12 protein-coding genes are annotated in these 15,621 nt (G+C 46.1%); 3 read left to right on the forward strand and 9 right to left on the reverse strand.

What is annotated here, in order from left to right:
* Positions 1 to 60: 60 nt before the first annotated feature.
* The 6 genes from ppiD to tig all read right to left on the reverse strand — a co-directional run bounded on the left by ppiD (position 61) and on the right by tig (position 8,478).
* The gene (gene ppiD, locus LY387_RS11930) at positions 61 to 1,920 is read right to left on the reverse strand and encodes a peptidylprolyl isomerase (protein ID WP_234494282.1); all 1,860 of its coding nucleotides are present in this window, start codon (positions 1,918 to 1,920) and stop codon (positions 61 to 63) included.
* Positions 1,921 to 2,105: 185 nt separating this feature from the next.
* The gene (locus tag LY387_RS11935; protein WP_006075676.1) at positions 2,106 to 2,378 is read right to left on the reverse strand and encodes an HU family DNA-binding protein; all 273 of its coding nucleotides are present in this window, start codon (positions 2,376 to 2,378) and stop codon (positions 2,106 to 2,108) included.
* 194 nt (positions 2,379 to 2,572) lie between these two features.
* Positions 2,573 to 4,924: an endopeptidase La gene (gene lon, locus LY387_RS11940; protein ID WP_234494283.1), complete on the reverse strand. Its 2,352-nt coding sequence runs from the start codon at positions 4,922 to 4,924 to the stop codon at positions 2,573 to 2,575.
* Between the two features lie 116 nt (positions 4,925 to 5,040).
* Positions 5,041 to 6,321 carry an ATP-dependent protease ATP-binding subunit ClpX gene (gene clpX, locus LY387_RS11945; protein WP_042474030.1) on the reverse strand — a complete coding sequence of 427 codons (1,281 nt, stop codon included), beginning with the start codon at positions 6,319 to 6,321 and terminating at the stop codon, positions 5,041 to 5,043.
* Positions 6,322 to 6,444: 123 nt separating this feature from the next.
* Positions 6,445 to 7,068, reverse strand: a complete 624-nt coding sequence (gene clpP / locus LY387_RS11950; protein ID WP_042474027.1) for an ATP-dependent Clp endopeptidase proteolytic subunit ClpP — start codon at positions 7,066 to 7,068, stop codon at positions 6,445 to 6,447.
* 105 nt (positions 7,069 to 7,173) lie between these two features.
* Positions 7,174 to 8,478, reverse strand: a complete 1,305-nt coding sequence (gene tig, locus LY387_RS11955) for a trigger factor (protein ID WP_234494284.1) — start codon at positions 8,476 to 8,478, stop codon at positions 7,174 to 7,176.
* Between the two features lie 550 nt (positions 8,479 to 9,028).
* Here tig and LY387_RS11960 point away from each other — a divergent pair.
* The 3 genes from LY387_RS11960 to LY387_RS11970 all read left to right on the forward strand — a co-directional run bounded on the left by LY387_RS11960 (position 9,029) and on the right by LY387_RS11970 (position 12,448).
* The gene (locus LY387_RS11960; RefSeq protein WP_234494285.1) at positions 9,029 to 10,834 is read left to right on the forward strand and encodes a sensor histidine kinase; all 1,806 of its coding nucleotides are present in this window, start codon (positions 9,029 to 9,031) and stop codon (positions 10,832 to 10,834) included.
* A complete protein-coding gene (locus LY387_RS11965; RefSeq protein ID WP_234494286.1) occupies positions 10,831 to 12,174 on the forward strand; it encodes a sigma-54-dependent transcriptional regulator in 1,344 nt (447 codons plus the stop codon). Before LY387_RS11960 ends, LY387_RS11965 begins: the two co-directional genes overlap by 4 nt.
* Positions 12,175 to 12,262: 88 nt before the next feature.
* The gene (locus tag LY387_RS11970; RefSeq protein WP_234494287.1) at positions 12,263 to 12,448 is read left to right on the forward strand and encodes a hypothetical protein; all 186 of its coding nucleotides are present in this window, start codon (positions 12,263 to 12,265) and stop codon (positions 12,446 to 12,448) included.
* A gap of 18 nt (positions 12,449 to 12,466) precedes the next feature.
* Here LY387_RS11970 and LY387_RS11975 read toward each other — a convergent pair whose 3' ends face one another.
* The 3 genes from LY387_RS11975 to LY387_RS11985 form a co-directional block, all read right to left on the reverse strand.
* Positions 12,467 to 13,828 carry a TRAP transporter large permease gene (locus tag LY387_RS11975; protein WP_234494288.1) on the reverse strand — a complete coding sequence of 454 codons (1,362 nt, stop codon included), beginning with the start codon at positions 13,826 to 13,828 and terminating at the stop codon, positions 12,467 to 12,469.
* 2 nt (positions 13,829 to 13,830) lie between these two features.
* Positions 13,831 to 14,484, reverse strand: coding sequence for a TRAP transporter small permease (locus LY387_RS11980; protein ID WP_234494289.1), 654 nt, complete (start codon positions 14,482 to 14,484; stop codon positions 13,831 to 13,833).
* Between the two features lie 75 nt (positions 14,485 to 14,559).
* Positions 14,560 to 15,558: a DctP family TRAP transporter solute-binding subunit gene (locus LY387_RS11985; protein WP_234494290.1), complete on the reverse strand. Its 999-nt coding sequence runs from the start codon at positions 15,556 to 15,558 to the stop codon at positions 14,560 to 14,562.
* Between the last annotated feature and the right edge of the window lie 63 nt (positions 15,559 to 15,621).

Consider the following 15,621-nt stretch of genomic DNA (forward strand, 5'->3'; position numbering starts at 1 on the left):
CGTTATTATTTAACTATCAGTTACATTCTTATGTGAACGCACCAACATCTATGCGGCCTATTACTGAGCGTCCAAGAAGTACTCGATCTCAGTATTGCTGCGCAAAATCGCGATAACTGAAGTCAGATCTTTCTGAGTGGCTTCACGCGCCATTTGTGCACCGATTTGCTCATTGTAAGCATTGTCGTAATCAGACGCCACTTTGCTCAGCTCTACGACCACAATATTGCCTTGCATGTCTTTGGTTTGAGCAAAGGTTGCTGCACCTTCTTCAGGTTTAGACATAGCAAATACAGTACCGGCTAGTGGTGAGCTGCGGTCGATTGTTTCTAGCTCGCCAAACACTAGGCTATTTGCATCTAGTGTATCTGTCTTGCCTTCTTTTAGGTCATTAACCAGTTGAACACCAAGCTCCATTGCCGCTTGTTCGCCTTTCACTTTCGCTAGCTGTGTTTCAACCTGTTCTTTCACTTCTTCTAAAGGAAGAACCGTTTGATCACGAACGTCGTCAACACGAACCACAATGATGTGCTCAGGTGCGATTTCCATTGCCTCTGAGTTAAGACCGTCTTCTTTCACTTCAGGTGATTCTAGTGCTTGCATAACGGCAGGCGATCTTAGGATCTCAGGTGCGTCAACTTGCGAGATGAAGTCCGTTGTGACGACTTTTTGGTTTACTGCTTTTGCTGCATCATCCAAAGAGTCTGGGTACTCAAAGGCAACTTTCTCTAGCTCATTTTGAAGGCTGTAGAACTCATCAATCGCTACCTGGTCACGCAGTTCTGCGATGATTTCGTCTTTCACTTCAGCAAGAGGCTTAGACTCAGAAGCTTTTACCGCATCCAGTTTGATGATGTGGTAGCCAAAGTCAGATTTCACTAGACCCGTACGGTCACCAACATTCGCAAGCGAAAATGCTGCTTCTTCAAATGCAGGGTCCATCACGTCACGTTCAATCCAGCCTAGAGAGCCACCTTCTTCAGAGCTACCGATGTCTTCAGATTTCTCTTTCGCGACTGTAGCGAAATCGGCGCCCGCATTTAGCTCGTCAAGAATAGCTTGAGCTTTCGCTTCGTCGTCACCTTGGACTAGGATATGGCTAACTTCACGCTGTTCAGACGTTGAGTACTTGTCTAAGTGCTCATCGTAGTACTGCTGTACATCCGCATCGGTGACTTCAACACTGTCTTTCAGCGCTTGCGCAGATAGCTCGATGTAAGACACTTTTACTTGCTCTGGGCGAGTAAATTGAACCGGGTTTTCGTCGTAATACTGTTGAATCTCTTCTTCAGTAATCGTCGCTTTGTTAGCGAACTCCTCAAGAGAAAGAGTCAGCGTTTTGATATCACGCGTTTGAGTTAACAGCTTGCCTTGAGATTCAATTTCACTCGGAAGCGTAAACTCACTGCCTTGCAGTGCACTTAGCAGTTGGTTACGAACTAAGTCACGGCGAAGGTACTCAGCAAAGCTGTCTGCGCTGAAGCCAGCACGGCGAAGCGTTGCTTGATAAATTTCTGGGTCGAACTTGCCATCATTTTGGAACTGAGGCATTTCTAGCATCATAGTACGAATTTGAGCATCGCTAATACGAAGGCCCAAAGACTCTGCATGTTGCTCAAGAAGGACATCGTCAATCATGCGGTCCAGAACAGACTTACGGAAAGAAGCGACATAGCTTGGATCGCTAAGTAGAGTCGAGAAGTACTCGCCCATTTGCGATTGCATACGATTACGCTCGTTTTGATACGCTTGCTCAAACTCGCCACGACCGATCTCAACATTACCCACTTTTGCAGCTGTGTTGCCAATACCGCCTGCGATATAGCTGCCTACACCTGCAAACACAAAAGACAGAATAATGAGTCCTAGGATAATTTTAACCGCGATGCTATTCACGCCTTCGCGAATTCGCTCCATCATAATTTTATTACTCTCCAGATAGGAAGGGTTATCTTCTACTGCTTGGGATAATATCAGAAAAAGAAATGCGCATCAGTAAGATGCGCATATTTAAAAAAGGTTCGACTTTTTTTGTCGATTAAGCTTGTTGAAAGCTTAATTTTTGTGCAGTTAATGCAAGGTTTGCGACTAACTGCAACAAAAGATTAGTTACAAGCGTCTTTAAGCGCTTTACCTGCTTTGAATGCAGGAACTTTAGCTTCAGAGATTTGGATCTCTTCACCAGTTTTTGGGTTACGACCAGTACGCGCTGCACGAGTACGAACGCTGAATGTACCAAAGCCAACTAGAGCCACTTGATCACCTTCTTCTAGAGTAGTGCTCACTGCTTCGATGAAAGCGTCTAGTGCACGGCCAGCTGAAGCTTTAGATAGATCTGCGTTCTCTGCGATTTTTTCCACTAATTGTGTTTTATTCACTGTGTTTCCCCTTTCTGTTACCAGATTATTATTTTTAAAAGGTAACGTTAGTTCCATTCTCGTAGTTAAAGACTCCAAGCCTTGTCTATCAAGGGCTTCGGAGTTACATAGCTAAAGTTAGTGCCACAAAAAAACGCTGACAAGCTTTTTTTACCTATCAGCGTATTTCTTTTACCTAAATTTGGGGCACATCACTATTTTACAGGTTCAAACGCCGCTCCAAGCGGTGCTCGCTCTAGTGCTACCTCAAGAACTTCGTCAATCCATTGAACTGGAATCACTTTTAGATCCGCGATAACGTTGTCAGGAATCTCTTCCAGATCACGCTCGTTATCTTTAGGAATCAACACAGTTTTGATACCACCACGGTGCGCTGCTAACAGTTTTTCCTTTAAGCCACCGATTGGAAGCACCTCACCACGCAAAGTGATTTCACCTGTCATGGCTACCTCAGCTTTTACTGGGTTGCCAGTCAGGCTAGAAACAAGCGCAGTACACATCGCGATACCCGCACTTGGGCCATCTTTTGGTGTTGCACCTTCAGGTACGTGAACGTGGATATCACGCTTCTCGTAAAAGTCAGTGTTAATACCAAGCTTTTCAGCGCGCGAACGTACCACCGTCATCGCCGCCTGAATCGACTCTTGCATAACGTCGCCAAGTGAACCCGTTTGCGTCAGCTTACCTTTACCCACCATCGCTTCTGTTTCGATAGTCAGTAGGTCGCCTCCCACTTCTGTCCACGCTAGGCCTGTCACCTGACCAATGCGGTTGCTGTCATCAGCTTTACCGTAGTCAAAGCGCTGTACGCCAAGATATTCTTTCAGATTGTCTTGGTTGACCGTCACTTTCTTCAGGTCTGGATCAAGCAGGATGTTCTTCACAGCTTTACGACAGATCTTCGAGATTTCACGCTCTAGGCTACGTACGCCCGCTTCGCGAGTGTAGTAACGGATGATGCCGATGATCGCTGAGTCTTCAATTTCAATCTCGTGCGCTTTCAGGCCATTGCGTTGTACCTGTTTAGAAACAAGGTGACGCTTCGCAATGTTTAGCTTTTCATCTTCGGTGTAGCCCGACAGACGAATCACTTCCATACGGTCCAAAAGTGGGCCCGGAATGTTCATCGAGTTCGATGTCGCCACAAACATCACATCCGAGAGATCGTAGTCGACTTCTAGATAGTGATCGTTAAATGCATTGTTCTGCTCTGGGTCCAGAACCTCAAGCAGTGCAGAAGACGGATCGCCACGCATGTCCGATGACATCTTATCGATCTCATCAAGTAGGAATAGCGGGTTCTTAACGCCTACCTTAGACATTTTCTGGATAAGCTTACCTGGCATCGAACCAATGTAAGTACGACGGTGACCACGGATTTCCGCCTCATCACGCACGCCGCCTAGTGCCATACGCACGTACTTACGGCCCGTCGCTGCCGCAATCGAGCGACCAAGAGAGGTTTTACCAACACCTGGAGGACCAACAAGACATAGGATAGGACCTTTAAGCTTATTGATGCGGTTTTGCACGGCTAAGTACTCAAGGATGCGTTCTTTAACGCGTTCCAAACCATAGTGGTCTTCGTTCAGTACTTCTTCAGCTTTCGCTAGGTTTTTCTTAACCTTAGAGCGCTTCGCCCACGGTACACCTACCATCCAATCGATGTAGCTGCGTACCACAGTGGCTTCAGCGGACATTGGAGACATCATCTTAAGCTTTTGAAGCTCTTGTTCTGTCTTCTCTTTCGCTTCCGCTGGCATTTTCGATTCTTCGATTTTTGCTTTTAGCGTCTCGAACTCATCCGGCGCATCATCAAGGTCACCCAACTCTTTTTGGATAGCCTTCATTTGCTCGTTGAGGTAGTACTCGCGCTGTGATTTCTCCATCTGCTTCTTAACGCGACCACGGATTCGTTTCTCAACTTGTAATAAGTCAATCTCCGACTCCATTTGTCCCATTAGGAATTCAAGACGCTCTGTCACATCCAGCAATTCAAGCACTTGTTGCTTATCAGCGAGTTTCAACGGCATGTGCGCAGCGATAGTGTCGGCAAGACGGGCTGCTTCATCGATACCACCTAGAGAGGTCAGTACCTCTGGTGGAATTTTTTTGTTCAGCTTGATGAAGCCTTCAAATTGGTCAATGGCACTGCGCACAATGACTTCTTCTTCGCGCTCTTCAAGCTCTGGAGTAATTAGGAATTCTGCATCCGCAACGAAAAAGTCTTCATCACGGTAACTACTGATGTTTGCTCGCTGTTGACCCTCAACAAGCACCTTCACTGTACCGTCAGGAAGTTTTAGTAGCTGCAGGATCGTAGCAACAGTACCCGTGGTATACAGGTCATCGATGGTTGGCTCTTCAGTATCTGCTTCTTTTTGAGCTACTAGGAGTACTTGTTTGTCATTGTCCATCGCTGCTTCTAAACAGCTGATCGACTTTTCGCGGCCAACAAACAAAGGAATCACCATGTGTGGGTATACCACAACGTCGCGCAGAGGCAATACCGGGATTTCTATACGCTCGGAACGTTCCAAGTTCATATTATTCTCTCTTCCGCTTAGTATTATTTTCAGTATATGGGGGCGTATTCGTTGGATTCAATAAAGAAATAAAAAAAGGAGGTAATGATACCTCCTTTTTGAGTGAACTTGGCAAATTACTCTGCGCTTGCCACTTGATTGTCGTTGTTGGTGTAGATAAGTAGCGGTTCTGACTCACCATTTATCACACTTTCGTCGATAACCACCTTGCTTACATCTGTTGCCGATGGAAGCTCGTACATGGTCTCAAGAAGTACACCTTCAAGAATTGAACGCAGACCACGAGCACCTGTTTTACGCTCCATCGCTTTAGCAGCGATCGCACGTAGTGCATCTTCGCGGAACTCAAGTTCAACACCTTCAAGCTCGAACAAGGCACCGTACTGCTTAGTCAGGGCGTTCTTCGGCTCGTTTAGGATTTGGATAAGTGCATCTTCATCAAGTTCAGTCAGGGTCGTTGTGACCGGAAGACGGCCGATGAACTCAGGGATAAGGCCGTATTTAACCAAATCTTCTGGTTCAACTTGAGTGAACAACTCACCAACGGTTTTAGTTTCGTCTTTAGAGCGAACTTCCGCACCAAAGCCAATACCAGTTCCCGTTGCTACACGCTGGTCAATCACTTTATCTAGACCAGCAAATGCACCGCCACAGATAAATAGGATTTTCGATGTGTCCACTTGCAAGAACTCTTGCTGTGGATGCTTACGACCACCTTGAGGTGGAACAGAAGCAATCGTACCTTCAACCAGTTTTAGTAGTGCTTGCTGCACACCTTCACCGGATACATCGCGCGTAATTGATGGGTTTTCTGCTTTGCGTGAGATCTTGTCGATTTCATCGATATAGACGATACCACGCTCTGCTTTTGCTACGTCGTAGTCGCACTTTTGCAGCAGTTTCTGAATGATGTTTTCTACGTCTTCACCAACATAACCGGCTTCGGTTAGTGTTGTTGCGTCGGCCATAGTGAATGGAACATCAAGGAAACGAGCAAGCGTCTCAGCAAGCAGCGTTTTACCACTACCTGTTGGACCGATAAGGAGGATGTTACTCTTACCGAGTTCAACACCGTCTGCCGTAGTATCACCATTGCGCAAGCGCTTATAGTGGTTGTATACGGCAACAGAGAGAACTTTCTTCGCATAGTCTTGGCCGATTACGTAATCGTCTAGGTGCGCGCGAATGTCTCTTGGCGTTGGCAACGCTTCAGATTCCTTCTTCGGCAGCACATCTTTGATCTCTTCGCGGATAATGTCGTTGCACAAGTCAACGCATTCATCGCAAATGTAAACAGACGGACCTGCGATTAGCTTGCGAACTTCGTGCTGACTTTTGCCACAGAAAGAGCAGTACAATAGTTTACCACTACCGCCCTCTTTGCTTTTATCTGTCATTCGCTAACCTCTTAGCCTTTACTTTCTATGTTTTGAGTGTATATCACTTTAGACTATATTGCGCCCGAGAATTCATTTTTCAAGGGCTGCAATCCAGTCTTATTTCACTCAAACGATGACGGGTTAACCGCGGTGGGTCAAAACTTCGTCGATAATACCGTATTCAGCTGCTTGAGCCGCTGACATGAAGTTGTCACGGTCAGTATCTTTTTCAACAACTTCGAGTGGTTGACCTGAGTGCTCAGCAAGAAGTTTGTTTAGCTTCTCTTTGATGGTCAGGATTTCTTGCGCGTGAATTTGAATATCAGATGCTTGACCTTGGAAGCCGCCTAGCGGTTGGTGAATCATCACGCGAGAGTTTGGCAGCGCAAAGCGTTTACCTGGAGCACCACCAGCAAGTAGGAAGGCACCCATTGAACATGCTTGACCAGTACACAGTGTGCTGACGTTAGGTTTGATGAACTGCATGGTGTCGTAGATAGACATACCCGCTGTTACACTGCCACCTGGTGAGTTAATGTAGAGGAAAATATCTTTGTCAGGATTTTCTGATTCTAGGAAAAGCATTTGGGCGACGATAAGATTCGCCATGTTGTCTTCCACTTGACCAGTCAAGAAAATGATTCGTTCTTTTAGTAGTCGCGAATAAATATCGTAAGAGCGTTCGCCGCGGGAAGTTTGTTCAACCACCATAGGTACTAGCGCGTTCATAATTGGCGACATTGCATTTTTTTCTTGGTAGCTCATATTCTTATGTCCCTAAAATAAATGGCCCGGATGATAAACATCATACGGACCATTGTTAGCAGAGAAGTCGACTCTAAGTCAACCTTCTATACAAGATATTGCTTATTAAGCTGCAGGCTGCTGGTTCATTAGCTCGTTGAAGCTAACTTCTTTGTCAGAAACCTGTGCTTTAGCTAGGATCGCGTCGATCGCTTGCTCTTCTAGTGCAACGTTGCGCATGTTGTTCATCATTTGCTCGTTTTGCTCGTAGTAAGCGATAACTTCTGATGGATCTTCATATGCAGTTGCCATTTCAGAGATAAGCTCTTTCACTTTCTCATCGCTAGCTTCTAGCTCTTCAGACTTGATCACTTCACCTAGAAGAAGACCAACAACTACGCGACGCTTAGCTTGCTCTTCGAATAGCTCACGTGGAAGCTGAGCAGCAGCTTCTGGGTTGCCGCCGAAACGCTGTGCAGCTTGCTGACGTAGAGCACCGATCTCTTGATCGATTAGTGCAGCAGGAACGTCGATGTCGTTCTCTTTAACTAGACCGTCAAGCGCTTGCTCTTTGATGCGGTTCTTGATTGCTTGCTTAAGTTCACGCTCCATGTTCTTACGAACTTCAGCTTTAAGAGCGTCAACGCCGCCTTCAGCTACACCGAACTTAGCAACGAACTCGTCGTTGATTTCTGGTAGTTCTTGAGCTTCAACTTTGTTCACTTTGATTAGGAACTTAGCTGCTTTACCTTTTAGGTTCTCAGCGTGGTAATCTTCTGGGAAGTTTACGTCGATTTCGAATTCCATACCCGCAGTCTTACCTTGGATACCGTCTTCAAAACCTGGGATCATGCGACCAGCGCCCATTTCTAGTGGGAAGTTCTCAGCTTTACCGCCTTCGAACTCTTCACCGTCGATAGAACCAGTGAAGTCGATTGTTACACGCTTGCCGTCTTCAGCTGCTTCTTCAACTTCAGTCCAAGCTGCTTGCTGCTTACGTAGAGTTTCGATCATCTCTTCAACGTCTGCGTCTTGTACTTCAGTCGTTGGTTTTTCAACTACAACGTTCTCTAGACCCTTAAGTTCAACTTCTGGGTAAACTTCGAAAGTTGCAGTGAATACTAGATCTTTACCAGCTTCGTTCTCAACAGGAGCGAAAGTTGGTGCGCCTGCTGGATTGATTTTTTCAGAAACGATTGCTTCGATGAAGTGACGTTGCATAACTTCACCCATCACGTCTTGACGTACTGCTTGGCCGTACATTTTAGCAACCATCTTCATTGGCACTTTGCCTTTACGGAAACCATCGAAACGACGGTTTTTCGCGATGTTGCGTAGTTCAGCTGTCACTGCGTCTTCGATGTTAGCAGCAGGAACAGTAATGTTTAGACGGCGCTCTAGGCCCTCTAGAGTTTCAACAGTAACTTGCATTGTATAAACCTCAGTTTGGCTCAGTGTTGGCTGAGCGTATGAGCGTCAATATCACGAGGATACTTCCGCTTCATCCTTGTTAGTACCAAACGTACTTCTTTAAAATGAGCATCGATAACCAGTCAATTGTGCCTTATACAGCACTTTGCTCTGGATATCGGACTAATGAGTGACGTCTTCTTTAGCACTGAACATGTCGAATAGAACATGTTAGTTAAAAGGCATCTCTGATTAGTCTCAGGACAAAATTTCAGACGCGACATTCTAGCGATCTCCACCTACCCTGTCGAGTCGAACTCGGGTCAATCGACTCTTTTGTCGCTAAATACTCAAAGAAAAGGGAAATCAGTGCTGATTTCTCCTAAGTCCACATTGAAATGGGGACAATATCGACTTTTTCAAGAGATTGAAGGTCTTTTTTTGGTGAAAGACGAAAAAAGAGATCTTGCTCCTGTTTTGCTGGTCTTCCACCTCTCAGTTCTTATAACTTTTTCGCCACAATTTCCTTATATTCGTTAACCTATAGATATCGAGCTGTAGAGGTGCTGTCATGCGATTAAAACGGATTTTAGTGAGCTTTATTGCACTGTTTGTTTTTATCTCTGCGACAGCCGGTCACTGGTATTGGCGTCACAGCTTTGAAGCGATGCAATTGCAACACCAAAACTGGCTCAACCGCTTTGTCGAGACCATAGATAGCAAGCTTGATAAATATCGCCATATTCCTCAGCTACTGTCGCAAGACAAAGAGTTAGTCGACGCTCTGCAAGCGCCTAACAACTCCGCGCAGATTGAAGTGACCAATCGCTATCTTCAACAAGCCAATACCATCATCCTTGCCTCTGATACTTATCTATTGGATCGCTATGGCAATACGATCGCCTCGAGTAACTGGAATCTTCCCCATTCGTTTGTCGGCAAAAATTTTGCGTTCCGACCCTACTTTCAAAATGCAATTGAGGGTAAACAGAGTGCTTACTTTGCACTAGGCTCGACATCTGGACAAAGAGGTTACTACTACTCGTTCCCTGTGACCTATGCCGCTGACCACATAGGCGTGGTTGTGGTTAAAATGGATCTCTCGTCAATCGAGCGCAGCTGGCAAAGTGATAACAGCATTTATGTCGCCACCGATAACAATCAGATCGTTTTCATGTCGAGTGATACCGATTGGCTTTTTACCAGTCTCTCCGATATTGACTCTGAAACACTGACATCCATACGTGACTCTCGACAGTACCTGCAAACCGACATCAAAAGCCTCGGCTTTCAAGGTGACTTGCTTGCTTCATCTGCACTGCTCACTGACCCAAAAGGGAATATTTTTACCAAACAGTATTTGGCTACCCAGCGTGACTCCGGCATCCCGAACCTAATACTTCGCGTGCTAACGCCGCTATCCGCGCTCTATATTGACCTCTTCAGCTTTATTAGCGTCATAGCGCTGGTGTTTATTTCCTTCTATCTCGTCGTCGCGCTGGTAGAAAACCGCCGCTATCGCCATCGACAAATCGAGCAGCTACAAGCAGAAGCCAAGCAGAAGCTTGAGTTTCTCGTCATGGAAAGAACCGCGGAATTACATGTGGAGATTGATGAACGCGTTAAAACAGAGAAAGCACTGCGCCAAGCACAAGATGAACTTATTCAAGCAGCAAAACTCGCGGTGTTAGGACAGATGTCAGCCAGTATCAGTCACGAGTTGAACAACCCTCTCGCTGCAATAAGAAGCTTTGCAGAAAACGGGCAACGTTTTATCGATAAACACAAGGTGGATCGTGCCAAAGACAACCTAAATCGTATCGTCGCCCTGACTGAGCGAATGGCGAAAATTAGCCAACAGCTCAAATCTTTTGCCAGACGAAGCGACGCAAATGAGCTAAGCGAAGTCAAATTGGCACCGGTACTGTTCTCAACCATTGAGCTCATACAACCTCAGCTTAAGAGCCACCAAGTTAAGCTAGATTGTGTCATCGATCAGCAGGATATTCTCGTTGTCATTAACCCTATTCAGCTTGAGCAGGTGCTTATAAACCTAATGACCAACGCGATGCAAGCGATGGAAAACAGCCCTCAAAAGCAGTTAAATCTCAGTGTAGAAACAACAAATCAGGCGGTTACTATCCACGTCGATGATTCCGGTCCTGGACTTCAGAATTACTCAGAGGAGAGTCTGTTTGAGCCTTTCTACACCACGAAGGAAAACGGCCTGGGGTTAGGGCTCTCTATCTCTCAGCAAATCATTCAAAACCTGCATGGAAAAATCCATGTCACTCAATCCTCTTTAGGGGGCGCTCGCTTTAGTGTCGAACTACCGATAACCGACTCAGCACTGACGCCCACAAGGAAGCCTGTATGAGCCAAGTTTTTTTTATAGATGATGAATCCGATATTCGAATCGCCTTGGAACAAAGTTTCGAGCTTGCCGATATCGATGCCAAATTCTTTGCCAATGTCGAAGATGCGCTCCTCTGTCTCAAACAAGAGACACCACTCGCCATTATTTCAGATATCCGATTACCAGGTTTATCTGGGTTAGATCTGCTCAACACAATCAGCCACCACTATGCGGGAATCCCGGTGATCCTCATTACCGGGCATGGCGATATCTCTATGGCGGTTCAGGCCATTCAAGATGGCGCTTACGACTTTATTGAAAAACCTTTCTCGGCAGAGCGCCTTATCGAAATCACCGAACGTGCCATCGAAAAGCGCCAGCTAACCTTAGAAAACGAGCAGTTGAAACGCTCTTTAAAAGCGAGTCAAACGCTGGGGCCAAGAATAATTGGCGACACGGCCGTGATTCAAAACCTGCGAGAAACCATCTCTGCGGTTGCGGATACTCACGCCGATATACTTCTGTTTGGAGAAACGGGTACGGGTAAAGAGTTAGTAGCACGTTCACTTCACGAACAAAGCACTCGAAAAGACGCCAATTTTGTCGCTGTGAACTGCGGCGCGGTTCCTGAGAACCTTATCGAAAGTGAGCTGTATGGCCATGAAAAAGGGGCATTTACTGGCGCAGAAACAACCCGCGTAGGTAAATTTGAGCACGCTCAAGGGGGCACTCTGTTTCTCGATGAGATAGAGTCCATGCCGATGCAAGCTCAGATCCGTCTGCTACGCGTCCTGCAAGAGCGTTCAATCGAGCGTGTGGGTTCGAATACGCTAATCCCTCTTGATATTCGCGTCATTGCGGCAACCAAGACCGACCTAAACCAAGCGTCACTAGAAGGCGATTTTAGACAAGACCTCTATTACCGACTCAACATTGTCACGCTGGATCTCCCACCATTAAGAGAGCGTAAAGACGATATCGCCGCCCTATTTCACCACTTTCAGCTAGTGGCCGCTTCTCGCTATGGAAAGACTGCAAATGCGCTTAGCCCACAGGAATTAAGTCAGCTAATTAGCCATGATTGGCCGGGCAATGTGAGGGAGCTACGAAACTGCGCCGAGCGTTTTGTTTTGCTGGGTAAGATTCAAGCGGGCGATCACGCTCACGACTCGAAAGACACGGGGCAAACCCTTGCAGAGCAGGTAGGGCTATTTGAGAAAAATGTCATTGAACAGGCTCTGATTGAAACCAACGGCAGCATCAAAGAAACCATGGAAAAACTCAATGTCCCGAGAAAAACTCTCTACGATAAAATGCAGAAATATCAGCTTATTAAGGAATCCTACAAAAGTAATCCCTAAAATAAACTAGAACTGTGATTGAGATCTCCTAGACTTATAAATGTAAACACAATGTTGCATAACAACTTTGGAAAGAGGGAGAGATCTGATGGGCGAAAAAACCAAGGTGCCCTTCATTTCAGACACTGTTGAGATTGATGGTATTTTTTACGTTGAGCAGCGTGTTGAAGTTGGGGACAGACGCAAACAAAAAGCGAAGCGCGTATTCTACGAAAGACGCTTCCAGCCCGACCCGAGGGCACAACATGGGAAACATATTGATGAGGAGGTCTAACGACCTCCTCTTTTTTTGTTACTTGGTAATAATTTCTGGTCCCATCAAGGTCGTTGGCAGCCAAGTCGACACCCAAGGTACATAAGTCACGATGATCAAGAATAAGAACATCACACCCACCCATGGCAGAGCAGCTTTGACCACACCCATCATCGACATCTTAGCGACACCAGCCGTCACAAACAGGTTAAGCCCAACGGGCGGCGTAATCATACCTATCTCCATGTTTACTACCATCATGATGCCGAGGTGAATCGGATCAATCCCAAGCGCAATCGCAATTGGGAAAACCAACGGCGCGACAATGATAAGTAGACCAGACGGCTCCATAAACTGACCACCGATTAGCAGCAACACGTTAACCACTATTAGGAAGGTGATCGGTCCCAAACCCGCAGAAAGCATCGATTCAGTGATCATCTGAGGGATACGCTCTTCAGTCAGGACATGCTTGAGAATCAATGCGTTTGCAATAATAAACAGCAGCATAATAGTGAGCTTGCCTGCTTCAAACAGTGTGTGCTTGGTATCTTTGTGCACAAACGTCTCAAAGACTTTGATTAGAGCCGGTTTCTTGTTTTCCTTGTCGGCAAACGGCCCCATATCCTTATAGATGAAGTTAGCGATCAAGAACGAGTAAACCGCTGCTACCGCTGCCGCTTCTGTTGGCGTAAATACCCCGCCATAGATCCCTCCAAGGATAATCACCACCAGCAGCAAACCCCAACTTGCTTCACGAGCAGAATCGAAGACCTCTTTCCAGCCTACAAATGGCTGCTTTGGAAGACCTTTTACTTTGGCAGCAATATAAATGGCAATCATCAGCATCAACCCAGCAAGCAAGCCGGGAATGACACCACCAAGGAACATACGACCTACCGAAACGTCAGTTGCTGCCGCATAGACCACCATAACGATCGATGGCGGAATAAGAATGCCTAACGTCCCTGCATTACAGATAACGCCAGCGGCAAACTCTTTGGTATAACCGTTCTTAATCATACCTGCGATAACGATACTACCGATGGCGACCACCGTCGCTGGCGACGAGCCAGACAGAGCAGCAAACATCATACAAGCCACCACCGATGCCATCGCCAATCCACCTCGGAACCAGCCAACCATGGCAATCGCAAAACGGATAATTCGCTTCGCCACACCACCTGTCGACATGAAACTGGATGCCAAAATAAAGAATGGAATCGCAAGCAGTGTGTAGTGCCCAGCAAAAGCATTAAATAGAGTTTGAGCAACCGAGGCCAGTGAGGCATCAGAGTGCATCAACAAAAACAGAATACTTGATAGGCCAAGAGACACCGCAATCGGCACCCCGATAAGCATAAAGCCTATCACCATAAGGAAGAGTAATAGAATATCCATGCTTATTTATCCTTGTCCTTAACGTTATCGAATGCGTTGTCTTGCATCTCCGCTTTCAATGCTTCCAAATCCTCCTCAGCTTCATGGCCTGCAATTAAGCGATCCAGCTTTCCAGTAAAGATTTGATAGGCCGCCTGAGCAAACCGGAAAGTCAGGAGAGCCATACCAATAGGCAGCGCCATGTAAGGAATAAATCGCGGCATTTTTTCGTAACGCTCACCCTCATTGAGCCAGTCCGCTAGAAACTGGAGCATTTCAGGCATAGGAATATCGTCGGTTTCATACCAAGCTCTGTCGGTGACAAACGGATACCAGTAGTTCCATGAACCGATAAGCAACAGGACTGAAAACGTCAGACAGGCTAAAACAGAGAGAATGGCGAAGAGCTTACGGTTGTTTTCCGAAACCATATTGATCACGACATCAACACCGATATGAAAGTGTTTCTTTACACCATAAGAAGCGCCGACGAGCACCATCCAGGCAAACATGAAAACGGTAAGTTCGAGTGCCCATAAAATATTGTCGTTAAAGACATAACGAGAGATAACATTGGCAAATGTTAACAGTGTCATCGCACCTAAAAAGAACGCAATCAGCGTTTCTTCAAAGGCGTCGGTAACCTTGCCAATAAGAGAGATAAGAGACTGTTCCATGTGATACATCGCTTTTGTAATAATTGGGACAGGGAAGATGACCTCACTTTCGTGAGGTCATGAACTGCTTAATAATTATTGTTGGTTAGACGCCAGTGCTGCTTCGATGAGATCAGAGCCGATGTCCTTCTCAAACTTCTTCCACACTGGTTGAAGTGCTTCTACCCATTGCTGGCGCTGCTCTGGAGTCAGAGTACGCACCACACCACCAGACTCTACGATGTTATTTTTGTTTGCTAGGTTTACTTTGGTCGACTCAGCATTACGAGTCTCAGTAACTTCTTTGAGAATCAAAGCAAACTGGTCACGCGTATCTTCTGGCATGCCATCCCAGAACTCACGAGAAGTCACGACGAGGTAATCAAGGATGCCGTGGTTGGTTTCTGTCACACCATCCTGAACTTCGAAGAATTTCTTACCGTAGATGTTTGACCAAGTGTTCTCCTGACCATCGATAACCTTAGTTTGCAGACCGCCATACACCTCTTTGAACGACATCTTCTGAGGGTTAGCACCTAGCTGCTCAAACTGTGCAACCAGTACGTCTGATGCTTGAACACGGAACTTCAGATCTTTTGCATCACCCGGTACTAAGAGTGGCTTGTTCGCCGACATCTGCTTCATACCATTGTGCCAAAACGCTAGTCCTTGCAGGCCACGACGCTTCATCGCATTTTTCAGCTTTTCACCCGACTCTGAATTTTGGAAACGATCCACCGCTTCCACATTTTCAAACAAGAATGGCAAATCAAAGATGCGGTATTTCTTAGTAAACTTCTCGAATTTAGAAAGTGAAGGAGCGGCAAGTTGAACATCACCGTTCAAAAGGGCTTCGAGAACTTTGTTGTCATCGTACAGTGTTGAGTTAGGGAATACCTGCATACACGCTTTACCGTTCATTTCAGTATTCACGCGCTCTTCGAGCATTGACGCTGCGATGCCTTTCGGGTGTTTGTCCGTATTAGTGACATGACTGAACTTAATAACAATTTCACCAGGGTCACAGTTCGCGGCAGCGTTGAAGCTAACAAGCGCAAGAGCAGAGACAGACAGTAGGGATAGAGGCTTTAACATTATTATTCTCCTTTGGATTAATGCAGTCCCATCTATGGGTACTGATGGGCATTAAAGGAGCAA

The sequence above is a fragment of the Vibrio maritimus genome (assembly GCF_021441885.1).
In the GTDB taxonomy this organism is placed as follows: Bacteria; Pseudomonadota; Gammaproteobacteria; order Enterobacterales; family Vibrionaceae; genus Vibrio; species Vibrio maritimus_B.

What these genes read in the sequence shown, in the direction of transcription:
- ppiD (WP_234494282.1), bottom strand. Translation starts at nt 1,920, where the DNA reads ATGATGGAGCGAATTCGCGAAGGCGTGAATAGCATCGCGGTTAAAATT.
- lon (WP_234494283.1), bottom strand. Translation starts at nt 4,924, where the DNA reads ATGAACTTGGAACGTTCCGAGCGTATAGAAATCCCGGTATTGCCTCTG.
- clpX (WP_042474030.1), bottom strand. Translation starts at nt 6,321, where the DNA reads ATGACAGATAAAAGCAAAGAGGGCGGTAGTGGTAAACTATTGTACTGC.
- clpP (WP_042474027.1), bottom strand. Translation starts at nt 7,068, where the DNA reads ATGAGCTACCAAGAAAAAAATGCAATGTCGCCAATTATGAACGCGCTA.
- tig (WP_234494284.1), bottom strand. Translation starts at nt 8,478, where the DNA reads ATGCAAGTTACTGTTGAAACTCTAGAGGGCCTAGAGCGCCGTCTAAAC.
- LY387_RS11960 (WP_234494285.1), top strand. Translation starts at nt 9,029, where the DNA reads ATGCGATTAAAACGGATTTTAGTGAGCTTTATTGCACTGTTTGTTTTT.
- LY387_RS11965 (WP_234494286.1), top strand. Translation starts at nt 10,831, where the DNA reads ATGAGCCAAGTTTTTTTTATAGATGATGAATCCGATATTCGAATCGCC.
- LY387_RS11970 (WP_234494287.1), top strand. Translation starts at nt 12,263, where the DNA reads ATGGGCGAAAAAACCAAGGTGCCCTTCATTTCAGACACTGTTGAGATT.
- LY387_RS11975 (WP_234494288.1), bottom strand. Translation starts at nt 13,828, where the DNA reads ATGGATATTCTATTACTCTTCCTTATGGTGATAGGCTTTATGCTTATC.
- LY387_RS11980 (WP_234494289.1), bottom strand. Translation starts at nt 14,484, where the DNA reads ATGGAACAGTCTCTTATCTCTCTTATTGGCAAGGTTACCGACGCCTTT.
- LY387_RS11985 (WP_234494290.1), bottom strand. Translation starts at nt 15,558, where the DNA reads ATGTTAAAGCCTCTATCCCTACTGTCTGTCTCTGCTCTTGCGCTTGTT.